This window comes from Microbacterium oxydans (genome assembly GCF_026559675.1).
Classification (GTDB): Bacteria; Actinomycetota; Actinomycetes; order Actinomycetales; family Microbacteriaceae; genus Microbacterium; species Microbacterium oxydans_D.
This window is the reverse complement of the sequence record NZ_CP092891.1, coordinates 880,069-892,755: the sequence shown is the minus strand read 5'-3', so window position 1 is coordinate 892,755 and position 12,687 is coordinate 880,069. Positions and strand designations below refer to the sequence as shown.

General features: G+C 67.0%; 6 protein-coding genes. All 6 read right to left on the bottom strand.

What is annotated here, in order from left to right; all coding sequences use genetic code 11:
* Nucleotides 1-9: 9 nt before the first annotated feature.
* On the bottom strand, nucleotides 10-939 hold the full coding sequence (locus MME74_RS04215; protein ID WP_267417462.1) for a PfkB family carbohydrate kinase: 930 nt from the start codon (nucleotides 937-939) through the stop codon (nucleotides 10-12).
* 223 nt (nucleotides 940-1,162) lie between these two features.
* Nucleotides 1,163-5,038, bottom strand: coding sequence for a DNA-directed RNA polymerase subunit beta' (gene rpoC, locus MME74_RS04210; RefSeq protein ID WP_267417461.1), 3,876 nt, complete (start codon nucleotides 5,036-5,038; stop codon nucleotides 1,163-1,165).
* Nucleotides 5,039-5,117: 79 nt separating this feature from the next.
* Nucleotides 5,118-8,621 (bottom strand): DNA-directed RNA polymerase subunit beta, encoded by a 3,504-nt coding sequence (locus MME74_RS04205; protein WP_267417460.1) that lies wholly within the window; start codon nucleotides 8,619-8,621, stop codon nucleotides 5,118-5,120.
* Nucleotides 8,622-8,919: 298 nt separating this feature from the next.
* Nucleotides 8,920-10,659 (bottom strand): ABC transporter ATP-binding protein, encoded by a 1,740-nt coding sequence (locus MME74_RS04200; RefSeq protein WP_267417459.1) that lies wholly within the window; start codon nucleotides 10,657-10,659, stop codon nucleotides 8,920-8,922.
* A complete protein-coding gene (locus MME74_RS04195) occupies nucleotides 10,656-11,621 on the bottom strand; it encodes an ABC transporter permease (RefSeq protein WP_267417457.1) in 966 nt (321 codons plus the stop codon). Before MME74_RS04195 ends, MME74_RS04200 begins: the two co-directional genes overlap by 4 nt.
* A 34-nt stretch (nucleotides 11,622-11,655) precedes the next feature.
* Nucleotides 11,656-12,660 (bottom strand): ABC transporter permease, encoded by a 1,005-nt coding sequence (locus MME74_RS04190; protein WP_267417456.1) that lies wholly within the window; start codon nucleotides 12,658-12,660, stop codon nucleotides 11,656-11,658.
* Nucleotides 12,661-12,687 lie beyond the last annotated feature (27 nt).

The following is a 12,687-nucleotide window of genomic DNA, read 5'->3' as shown; positions in this document are numbered from 1 at the left end:
ATCGAGTGCTCAGCTCCCGTGGATTCCTCGCGCAGCATCGGCGAGCGACTCCGGCGTGCGCAGCAGGCCACCCTCCGCGCGGCACGTCGCGGCCGCGATGTCCATGGCCCGCCGCAAGAGCGCCGTCCACTCTCCGCGGCTCGTGGGTGCGCCCGCCACGAGACCGGCGGCGACCGCGGCGAGAGTCGCGTCTCCTGCCCCGACCGTGTCGACGATCCGGCCGGGAAGCTCCGCGATCGGCGCCGCCACGGCCCCGGCATCCGTCTCGAGGACCGCGCCGTCCGCTCCCGCCGTCGCCACGACGGCCCGAGCACCACGCGCCCGCAGACGCGCACGCAGCCCGTCGAGGTCACCGTCGTACAGCACGGCCGCGTCGTCCGCGCCCACCTTCACGAGCTGGGCGCCTTCCACGAGGCGTTCGAACCCGCGCACGAACTCGGCACGATCGTGGAGCATCCCCGTCCGCGGGTTCGGGTCGATCGCCACCGCGGCTCCGGCCAGCGCGTCCACGAGCGCCTCGACCTCGGCCGGCACATCGAAGGGGAAGCAGCTGATCACGGTGAGATCCGCGCGCTCGATGGCCGCTCGCGCCTCCGCCGTGTAACGGATGCTACGCCGCTGGGCAGCCTCGTTGAAGACGTACTCGGGCTCACCGTTCGCCGCGCGCCGCACGACCGCCCGCGACGACCCGTGGGGCGCCTCGCTGGCGATGAGCGCGACTCCGTGGTCGGCGAGGTACTCGCGGATGTGGTCGCCCGCCTCGTCGTCACCCACCATCGCGAGGAGGGTCGTCGTGACGCCGAGCCGCGTGAGGCCGACCGCCACGTTGAGGGCGGCGCCTCCGACCAGCTCCCGCACGCCCGCCCCATCGCGGATCTCGTCGATCAGGGCGTCACCGATCACGACGACGGATGCTGCGGGAGAGGTCTGGTTGCTCACCCGCCGACCTTATCGCGCCCCTCCCCTCCCTCTCCCTCTCCCTCCCCCATTCCGCCGAGTGCACGGCTTCGCACCGAGCGCACGGCTTCGCCACGCGAACAGGCGGTGCACTCGGCAGCATCCCGGGCACTCGGCAGCATCCTGTGCACGCGGCGCGGCGGGAGCGGAGCACGAAGAAGGCCCCGGGGCGAACCCCGGGGCCTTCTCACTCACTCACTCGGTATCAGTTGTAGGTACCGGGGGTGATGTCGTCCGTCGAGAACGCGTCGAAGTCGACGTAGCCGAAGTCGCCGTCCGCGTACGCGCCGTCGGATGCGAAGATCCGGTTCGGGTAGCGCTCGCTCTTGGCTTCCTCGGTGGCCTCGACCGTGACGTCGCGGTACTTCGAGAGTCCGGTTCCGGCGGGGATGAGCTTACCGATGATGACGTTCTCCTTGAGACCGACCAGCGGGTCGCGCTTGCCCTGCATCGCAGCCTCGGTGAGCACGCGGGTCGTCTCCTGGAAGGAGGCGGCCGACAGCCACGACTCGGTCGCGAGCGACGCCTTCGTGATACCCATCAGCTCCGGACGGCCGGACGCGGGGCGCTTGCCCTCGGCCACAGCCTCGCGGTTGATCGACTGGTAGCGCTTGAGGTCGACCATCTCACCCGGGAGCAGGGTCGTGTCGGCGTGATCGACGACGGTGACCTTGCGGAGCATCTGACGGACGATGACCTCGATGTGCTTGTCGTGGATCGGCACACCCTGCGAGCGGTACACGCCCTGGACGCCGCCGACGAGGTAACGCTGCACCTCGCGAGCACCCATGACACGCATGATCTCCTTGGGGTCCAGCGTGCCCACCAGGATCGGCTGACCGACCGTGACGTGCTGGCCGTCCTCGACGAGAAGCGTCGCACGCTTCAGCACCGGGTAGATGACCGGCTCCTCACCGCTGTCGGGCGTGAGGATGACCTTCTTGCCCTTGTCGGTCTCGTCGATCGCGATGCGGCCATCGGCCTCGGCGATCGGCGACGCGCCCTTGGGGGTACGCGCCTCGAAGAGCTCCTGCACGCGGGGCAGACCCTGCGTGATGTCATCCGCCGATGCCGAACCACCCGTGTGGAAGGTACGCATCGTCAGCTGGGTACCGGGCTCACCGATCGACTGGGCCGCGATGATGCCGACGGCCTCGCCGATGTCGACGGTCTTGCCGGTCGCGAGCGAACGGCCATAGCACTGCGCGCAGACACCGACGGCGGAGTCGCACGTGAGGACCGAGCGCACCTTGATGCTCTCGACGCCCGCAGCGACCAGCTTGTCGATCAGCACGTCGCCCACGTCGTCACCGGCAGCGGCGAGGACCTCGCCCTTGCTGTCGACGACCTCGGAGGCCAGCGTACGAGCGAAAACCGAGTTCTCGACGTTCGCGTCGCGCACCAGCTCGCCCTGCGAGTTCGGAGCGGCGATCGGGAGCTCGAGGCCCTTCGACGTGCCGCAGTCCTCTTCGCGGATGATGACGTCCTGCGAGACGTCCACCAGACGACGGGTCAGGTAACCCGAGTCGGCAGTACGCAGAGCGGTGTCGGCGAGACCCTTACGGGTACCGTGCGTCGCGATGAAGTACTCCGCAACCGACAGACCCTCGCGGTACGAGGAGATGATCGGACGCGGGATGATCTCACCCTTGGGGTTGTTCACCAGACCACGCATACCGGCGATGTTCCGGATCTGCAGCCAGTTACCACGAGCACCCGAGGACACCATGCGGTTGATGGTGTTGTCCTCCGGGAAGTGCGCCTTCATGGCGGCCTGCACCTCGTCGGTGGCCTCGGTCCAGATCTTGATGAGCTCCTGGCGACGCTCGGAGTCGGTCGTCAGACCCTTCTCGTACTGCGACTGGACCTTCGCGGCCTGCTTCTCGTAGCCGGCGACGATCTCCGCCTTGTTCGGCGGCGTCAGGATGTCGCTCAGGGCGACGGTCACACCGGAGCGCGTGGCCCAGTAGAAACCGGCATCCTTGATGCGGTCCAGCGAAGCGGCCGTCTCGACCTTGGGGTACTCCTCGGCCAGCTTGTTGACGATCTGCGACAGCTTGTTCTTGTCAGCCTGCTCGCGGACGAACGGGTAGCCCTTCGGCAGCGTGTCGTTGAAGATCGCCTGACCCAGCGAGGCGTCCACGAGACCGTGGCGCTCGTAGCCCTCGGGAGCTTCGCCCTCGAGGAACGTCAGACCGGGGATGCGGATGCGGATCTTCGCCTGCAGGTCGAGGGTGCCCTCGTCCTTGGCCAGGATCGCCTCGCCCACCGAACCAAACGCACGGCCCTCACCGGCAGCCCCCGCCTTGACCGTGGTCAGGTGGTGCAGACCGATGATCATGTCCTGCGAGGGCAGGGTGACCGGACGTCCGTCGGACGGCTTCAGGATGTTGTTCGACGCGAGCATCAGCACGCGGGCCTCGGCCTGAGCCTCGACCGACAGCGGCAGGTGCACAGCCATCTGGTCACCGTCGAAGTCGGCGTTGAACGCCGCGCAGACGAGCGGGTGCAGCTGGATGGCCTTGCCCTCGACGAGCTGCGGCTCGAACGCCTGGATGCCGAGGCGGTGCAGCGTGGGTGCGCGGTTCAGCAGAACCGGACGCTCACGGATGATCTCCTCGAGCACGTCCCAGACCTCGGGACGGGTGCGCTCGACGGCACGCTTGGCGGCCTTGATGTTCTGCGAGTGACCGAGGTCGATCAGGCGCTTGATGACGAACGGCTTGAAGAGCTCCAGAGCCATCTGCTTGGGCAGACCGCACTGGTGCAGCTTCAGCTGCGGGCCGACGATGATGACCGAACGGCCGGAGTAGTCGACGCGCTTGCCGAGCAGGTTCTGGCGGAAACGACCCTGCTTACCCTTCAGCATGTCGCTGAGGGACTTCAGGGCGCGGTTGCCGGTACCGGTGACCGGGCGACCACGGCGACCGTTGTCGAACAGTGCGTCGACGGCCTCCTGCAGCATGCGCTTCTCGTTGTTGACGATGATCTCGGGGGCACCGAGGTCGATCAGACGACGAAGACGGTTGTTGCGGTTGATCACGCGGCGGTACAGGTCGTTCAGGTCGGAGGTCGCGAAGCGGCCACCGTCGAGCTGCACCATCGGGCGGAGCTCCGGCGGGATCACCGGGACGACGTCGAGGACCATCGCGGCCGGGCTCATGCCGGTCTCGAGGAACGAGCTGACGACCTTGAGGCGCTTGATCGCACGGATCTTGCGCTGGCCCTTGCCCTCGGAGATCTGCAGACGCAGGTTCTCCGCCTCGGCGACGAGGTCGAACGCCGCGAGGCGACGCTGGATCGACTCGGCACCCATGTAGGCCTCGAAGTACTGGCCGAAGCGGTCCTGCAGCTCGTGGAAGACGTCGTCCTCCGGGCGCAGTGCACCGACCTCGAGCGTGCGGAAGTCCTCCCACACGCGCTCCAGCTTCAGGATCGCCTCGTCGGCACCCTTGCGGATGAGCGACATCTCCTTCTCGGCGGCGTCCTTGACCTTCTTCTTGGCGTCGGCCTTGGCACCCTCGGCCTCGAGAGCGGCGAGCTCCTCCTCCAGCTTGGCCAGGCGCTCCGCGATCTTGGCATCGCGGCGGTCGCCGAGCGTCTTCAGCTCGAGACGGATGTTGTTCTCCTGCGTGCCCAGGTCGCGGTGACGAGCATCCTCGTCGACCGAGATGACCATGTAGGCGGCGAAGTAGATGACCTTCTCGAGGTCCTTCGGCGCCATGTCGAGCAAATAGCCGAGACGCGAGGGAACACCCTTGAAGTACCAGATGTGGGTGACGGGAGCGGCGAGCTCGATGTGACCCATGCGCTCACGACGGACGGAGCTCTTGGTGACCTCCACGCCGCAGCGCTCGCAGACGATGCCCTTGAAGCGGACGCGCTTGTACTTGCCGCAGGCGCACTCCCAGTCGCGGGACGGGCCGAAGATCTGCTCTCCGAAGAGACCATCCTTCTCCGGCTTCAGGGTGCGGTAGTTGATGGTTTCGGGCTTCTTGACCTCGCCGTAGGACCACGCGCGGATGTGGTCTGCGGTCGCCAGGCCGATGCGAAGCTCATCGAAAGTTGTGGACTCGAGCACTAGTTCTCCTGTGTCGGAAATTCTTTTTGAGAAGTCTGCTTCGGTGGGCCCGGGACGCGTGTCCCGGGCCCCCGAAGGGTTAGATCTCGTCGATCGAGGCGGCCTCGAAGCGGCTGGAGATGTTGATACCGAGCTCTTCCGCGGCGCGGAACGCCTCGTCGTCGGTGTCGCGGAGGTTGACCAGCGTGCCGTCGGCCGAGAGGACCTCGACGTTCAGGCAGAGCGACTGCATCTCCTTCATGAGCACCTTGAACGACTCGGGGATGCCGGGCTCCTGGATGTTCTCGCCCTTGACGATCGCCTCGTACACCTTGACGCGGCCGAGGATGTCGTCGGACTTGATCGTGAGGAGCTCCTGGAGCGCGTATGCGGCGCCGTAGGCCTCGAGGGCCCACACCTCCATCTCACCGAAGCGCTGTCCACCGAACTGCGCCTTACCACCGAGCGGCTGCTGGGTGATCATCGAGTACGGACCCGTGGAACGTGCGTGGATCTTGTCGTCGACCAGGTGGTGCAGCTTCAGAATGTACATGTAGCCGACCGAGATCGGCGCCGGGAACGGCTCGCCGGAGCGGCCGTCGAACATCTGGGCCTTTCCGCTGGAGTCGATCAGACGCACGCCGTCGCGGGTCGGGGTGGTCACGTCGAGGAGACCGGCGATCTCCTCCTCGCTCGCACCGTCGAACACCGGGGTGGCGACCTTCGTACCGGGAGCCGCCTCGAAGGCCTGCTCCGGCAGACGGGACGCCCACTCCGGGGTGCCCTCGACCTTCCAGCCCTGCTTCGCGATCCACCCGAGGTGGGTCTCGAGGACCTGACCGAAGTTCATTCGACCGGGGATGCCGAGCGGGTTCAGCACGATGTCGACCGGGGTGCCGTCCGCCATGAACGGCATGTCCTCGATCGGGAGGATCTTCGCGATGACACCCTTGTTGCCGTGACGGCCGGCGAGCTTGTCACCCTCGGTGATCTTGCGCTTCTGGGCGATGTAGACCACGACGCGGCGGTTGACGCCCGAGCCGAGCTCGTCGTCGCCGTCCTCGGCGTTGAACTCCTTGACGGCGATGATCGTGCCCTGCTCACCGTGGGGCACCTTCAGCGAGGTGTCACGGACTTCGCGGCTCTTCTCGTTGAAGATCGCGCGGAGCAGACGCTCCTCGGCCGACAGCTCGGTCTCACCCTTCGGCGTGACCTTGCCGACGAGGATGTCGCCGGGGCGGACCTCGGCACCGATGCGGATGATGCCGCGCTCGTCGAGGTCCTTCAGCAGCTCCGGGCTGACGTTGGGGAGGTCACGGGTGATCTCCTCCTTGCCGAGCTTGGTGTCGCGGGCATCGACCTCGTACTCCTCGATGTGGATCGAGGAGAGGGTGTCGTCCTTCACCAGGTCCTGGCTCAGGATGATCGCGTCCTCGAAGTTGTAGCCCTCCCACGTCATGAACGCGACGAGGAGGTTCTTTCCGAGGGCCAGCTCGCCGTTCTCGGTGGCGGGGCCATCAGCGATGACCTCTCCGACCTCGACGCGCTCACCGGCGTTGACGACGACCTTCTGGTTGTACGACGTGCCCTGGTTGGAGCGGTCGAACTTGCGCAGGTGGTACTCCTGCGTCCCACCCTCGTCGAGCATGACGACGACGCGGTCCGCGGAGACCTCGGAGACGACACCGGCCTTGTCGGCGGTGAGCACGTCACCGGCGTCGATGGCCGTGTAGCCCTCCATACCGGTTCCGACGAGCGGCGAGTCGCTGCGCAGCAGCGGCACAGCCTGACGCTGCATGTTGGCACCCATGAGGGCGCGCTGTGCGTCGTCGTGCTCGAGGAAGGGCACGAGCGAGGTCGCGACCGACACCATCTGGCGCGGCGAGACGTCGATGTAGCCGATGTCCTCCGGGAGGAACATGTCGACCTCGCCGCTGCCGCCCTTGGGGCGGGCCAGGACGTGGCTCTCGATGAAGCGACCCTTGGCATCGAGCGGGGCGTTGGCCTGCGCGATGTTGAAGTCGACCTCTTCGGAAGCCGTGAGGTAGTCGATCTGCTCGGTCACGACACCGTCGACGACCTTGCGGTACGGGGTCTCGATGAATCCGAACGAGTTGATGCGCGCGAAGGTCGCGAGAGCACCGATCAGACCGATGTTCGGGCCTTCCGGGGTCTCGATCGGGCACATGCGGCCGTAGTGCGAGGGGTGGACGTCACGGACCTCGACGCCGGCGCGGTCACGCGAGAGACCGCCGGGGCCGAGCGCGGACAGACGACGCTTGTTCGTCAGACCCGCGAGCGGGTTGTTCTGGTCCATGAACTGCGACAGCTGCGACGTTCCGAAGAACTCCTTGATCGCGGCGACGACGGGGCGCACGTTGATCAGGGTCTGCGGCGTGATCGCCTCGATGTCCTGCGTGGTCATGCGCTCGCGGACGACGCGCTCCATGCGGGAGAGACCGGTGCGGACCTGGTTCTGGATGAGCTCGCCGACCGCGCGGATGCGACGGTTGCCGAAGTTGTCGATGTCGTCGGTCGCGAGACGGATCTCGGCCTTCTTGCCACCGCGGATGCCCGTGAAGGTCTCCTCGGTGCCGGCGTGCAGACGCACCAGGTACTTGATCGTGGCCACGATGTCCTCGACGGTCAGGACCGACGAGTTCAGCGGCTGGTCCAGGCCCAGCTTGTGGTTGATCTTGTAACGACCGACCTTGGCCAGGTCGTAGCGCTTCGGGTTGAAGTAGAAGTTGTCCAGGAGCGCGCGGGCGGCCTCGGCGGCGACCTGCTCGCCCGGACGGAGCTTGCGGTAGATGTCGCGGAGCGCATCTTCCTTCGTGACGATCGTGTCCTTCGCGAGCGTCTCCTCGATCGAGGTGTAGCCGGCGAACTCGGCGAGGATCTCCTCGCTGGTCATGCCCAGCGCCTTGAGGAAGACCGTGACCGACTGCTTGCGCTTGCGGTCGACGCGCACGCCGACCTGGTCGCGCTTGTCGATCTCGAACTCGAGCCATGCACCACGGCTCGGGATGACGCGAGCCGACACGATGTCCTTGTCGGACGTCTTGTCGGGGGTCTTGTCGAAGTAGACACCCGGCGAGCGCACGAGCTGCGAGACGACGACGCGCTCGGAGCCGTTGATGATGAACGTGCCCTTGTCGGTCTGGAGCGGGAAGTCGCCCATGAAGACCGTCTGGGTCTTGATCTCACCCGTGAGGTGGTTCATGAACTCGGCCTCGACGTACAGCGGAGCGGCGTAGGTCTTGCCACGCTCCTTGCACTCCTCGATCGAGTACTTCTCCGGCTCGAGGTAGGGGTTCGTGAACGACAGCTGCATCGTCTCGCCGAGGTCCTCGATCGGAGAGATCTCCTCGAAGATCTCGCCCAGACCGCTGTTCTCGTTGACGTCGGTGCGACCCTGCTTCTTGGCCTCGGCCACGCGCGCCTTCCAGGCGTCGTTGCCGACCAGCCAACCGAAGGACTCGGTCTGCAGGGCGAGAAGGTCAGGGACCGTCAGCGTGTCGGAGATCTTGGCGAACGAAAGACGGGAAGCTCCGCGTCCGTTCTTGGTGGTGGTGGATGTGGATGCGTTGCGAGCAGCAGCCAAGGGAATAACCTCCGTGAGCCCCGCAGGGCTTCTCGATTCCTTTGTCGTCAGGTGGAGTGTGCGCCCGGGAACTCAACAGATGCCGACCACCATATGAGGGCAGGGAGAAACGAGCGCAACTACTAACTATACGCACGATTGTGCGACATGGCAAGCGCAGTCCTTGACCAATCTGGGAAGCTGCGGTATGAGCGCCCATCCGGGCGCGCCGAGGCTCACCTCCCGCGTCGAGACCCACCCCGCAGCTGTCTGCGCGGGTGGGTCTCGACGGCGGGAGGGGTCTCGACGAGCGGTGCTCTCAGGAGGCGATGTTGAGCTCGTTGCCCGGGATCGAGGCCAGCAGTCGCCGTGTGTACGGGTCGCGCGGGTTGGTGAAGATCTCCTCCGAGGTCGCCGCCTCCACGAGCCGGCCGTCCTTCATGACGCACACGTAGTCGCTGATCAGCCGCACCACCGCGAGGTCGTGCGAGATGAACAGGTAGCTCAGGCCGTACTCCCGCTGCAGGTCGCCGAGCAGCCTGAGGATCTGGTCCTGCACCAGCACGTCCAGCGCCGACACCGGCTCGTCGCACACGATCAGGTCCGGCGAGAGCGCGAGGGCACGGGCGATGGCGACGCGCTGCCGCTGTCCACCCGACAGCTCGGAGGGGTACCGCCGCAGCATCGACTGCGGCAGGGCCACGTCGTCGAGCAGCTGCCGCACCCGCCGGCGCCGGTCGGCACCGCTCCCCCGCTTGTAGAAGTCCAGGGGCTCGCCGATCAGCCGCTCGATCGTGAACATCGGGTTCAGGCTCGAGTACGGGTCCTGGAAGATGGGCTGCACCTGCTGCCGGAAGTCGCGCGTCTCCGCCCGGGAGAGTGTCGCGATGTCCTTCCCCCCGTAGCGGATCAGCCCGCTCGTCGGCTCGATCACCTTGAGCAGCATCCGCGCGGTCGTGGTCTTGCCGGAGCCGGACTCCCCCACGATCGCGACGGTCTCTCCCCGCGGGATCACCAGCGACACGTCGTCGACGGCGACGAAGTCTTCACCCCGTCCCCGCACCGGATAGACCTTGGTGAGGTTCTCGATCTCGACGATGTAGTCGGGCTTCGCGTCTTCCGCCTCCGCACCGCGCCCGACGGTCGAGGGGCGCTCCTCGGTCGACGGACGCTCCTCGGTCGTCGCGTCGGCGGAGGGAGACGAGACGGCCTCCGCCGTGCGGAACGCCTCGGGCCGCAGGCGAGCCGCGGCGACCGAGGGCGCCGCCTTCACGAGCGATTGCGTGTACGGATGCTGCGGATCTTCCAGGATCTGTCGCGCATCGCCCTGCTCCACCACCTTGCCGCGATGCATCACGATCACCCGTTCCGCGCGCTCGGCCGCGAGACCGAGGTCGTGCGTGATGAGCAGCACCGCGGTACCGAGCTCGCGCGTCATCTGCCCGATCTGGTCGAGGATGGTCTGCTGCACCGTGACGTCGAGCGCACTCGTGGGCTCATCGGCGATCAGCAGCCGCGGATTGCACGCCAGACCGATCGCGATGAGCGCGCGCTGACGCATGCCGCCGGAGAACTCGTGCGGATACTGCTTGGCCCGACGCTCCGGATCGGGCAGCCCGGCCGCGGTCAGCGCCTCGACCACCTTCGACTGCACGTTCTGCCGAGTGGCCAGACCGTGCGCGAGCAACGTCTCCGCGACCTGCGTGCCGATCTTCGCGACCGGGTTCAGGTTCGACATCGGGTCCTGCGGCACGAGGCCGATGTCGCGACCGCGGATCGACCGCAGCTCGTGCTCGGGCGCGTGGGCGATGTCCTTCCCGTCGAGCAGGATGCTGCCGGCGGCGATCCTGCCACCCCCGGCGAGCAGCCCGATGATGGCCATCGCCGTCGTGGACTTGCCGGACCCCGACTCGCCCACGATCGCCACGGTCTCGCCGGGACGGATCTCGAGGTCGACGCCCTCGACGGCGTGCACCACCCCGTCCATGGTGGCGAAATCCACGGCCAGCCCCTGGACCGACAGCAGCGGCTCCATCTGATTCTCCTTCGCAGCGCTCATCGCGCCCTCGTCCGTGGGTCCATCGCTTCGCGCAGCGCCTCACCCAGCAGGGTGAAGCCGAGCGCGGTGACGGCGATGCAGATGCCGGGGAGGAACGCGAGCCACGGGGCGATCGCGAGTTCCGCCTGCGCATAGGTGAGCATGCGCCCCCACTCCGCCGTCTCCGGGCGTCCGCCGCCGAGACCGAGGAACGACAGCGCCGCGGCGTCGATGACGGCGGTCGCGAGCGTCAGGGTCCCCTGGACGATCACGGGACCGATGGCGTTCGGCAGCACGTGTGACATCGTGATCTTGCCGCGGCCGAGGCCGAGCGTCTGCGCCGACAGCACGTAGTCGCTCGATCGCTGCTGCAGCATCGACGCCCGGAGCAGGCGCGCGAAGATCGGCACCTGGGACGCCCCGATCGCGATCATCACCGCGAACGGCGTCTGCCCGAGGATCGCGGCGATCGACACCGCGAGCAGCAGGTTCGGCACCGAGAGGATGATGTCGACGATGCGCATGATGAGCGTGTCGACCCACCCGCCGAAGGTTCCGGCGAGCAGCCCGAGGATCATTCCTCCGACCAGGCCCATCGCGGTCGAGATCACACCGATCAGGAGCGATGCCTGGGCACCCCAGATGAGCTTGGACAGCACGTCACCGCCGAAGCGGTCGAGTCCGAGCGGGAACTCGGGCAGCTCGCCGGGCCCGGGGATGTGCGTCGGGGTGATGTACTTCGCTCCCGGAAGCGCCGTCTCCGGATAGGGGGCGATGAGGGGCGCGAGCGCGGCGACCAGGAGGAACGCCAGCACGATGGCCGCGCCGATCCATGCCGTCGGATTGCGGCGGAGGCGGCGGAACACATCCGCCCAGAAGCCGCCGGAGCCGTTCTTCAGGTCGGCCTGGGCGATCGCGACGGTGTCGATGCTGCCGCCGCTCTCCGAGGACGGGCCCTGGGCGGGCGGGAGTGCGATGCTCATGCGACCGCCTCCTTTCGGACGATGGAGAGGGACATCACTGCACCCTCACTCTCGGGTCGATGAAGCTGTAGGAGACATCGACCGCCAGGTTGATCAGCGCGTACGCGATCGCGATGAAGATGATGAATCCCTGGAGGACCGGGAAGTCCCTGGTGAAGATCGCCCTCGCCAGGAACGAGCCGATGCCGGGGAAGGCGAACACCGTCTCGGTGAGCACCGCCCCCGAGATCAGGAGCCCGGTCTGCAGGCCGATCGTGGTGATCACCGGAAGCATCGCGTTGCGCAGGATGAACCGGTTGCGGAGCGTCGGCGCGCCGACGCCCTTGGCTCGTCCCGTGCGCACGTAGTCCGCGTTCTGCACCTCCAGGACGCTGGCCCTGGTGATGCGGACGATGATCGCGAGCGGGATGGTGCCGAGCGCGAGCGCGGGCAGGATGAGATGCAGGATCGCATCCCAGGCCGCATCGAACTCACCCGTGATGATGCCGTCCCACACGTAGAACCCGGTGGGATGGGTCGCGTCTATCCGCGGGTTCTGCCGTCCGTCCGACGGCAGCCAGCCCAGCTGCACCGCGAAGACGTACTTCAGGATGAACGCGAGGAAGAACACCGGGATGGTGATGCCGACCAGGCTCAACACGACCGAGGCGTGGTCCGTGAACTTCCCGTGTCGACGGGCAGCCCAGTACCCGAGCGGGATGCCGACGCCGATCGCGAAGATGAGCGCCATGACGCTGAGCTCGAGTGTCGCCGGGAAGCGGCGCATGAACTCCTCGACCACGGGCCGGTTCGTCTGGATCGAGGTGCCGAAGTCGCCCTGGAGGAGACGTCCGATCCAGATGAAGTACTGCTCGATGAGGGGCTTGTCGAACCCGTAGAGCTCGTTGACCCTGGCGACGGCCTCCGGTGTGGCCTTCTCGCCGAGAAGGGCGACCGCGGGGCCGCCGGGGAGGGCCCTGACCCAGGCGAACAGCAGGATGCTGAGCCCGAACAGGGTGGGGATGAGGAACAGCAGTCGCCTGCCGATGGTGCGCAGCACGAAGATCTCCTACCTGATTCCGGTCAC

What these genes read in the sequence shown, in the direction of transcription:
- MME74_RS04200 (WP_267417459.1), bottom strand. Translation starts at nt 10,659, where the DNA reads ATGAGCGCTGCGAAGGAGAATCAGATGGAGCCGCTGCTGTCGGTCCAG.
- MME74_RS04195 (WP_267417457.1), bottom strand. Translation starts at nt 11,621, where the DNA reads ATGAGCATCGCACTCCCGCCCGCCCAGGGCCCGTCCTCGGAGAGCGGC.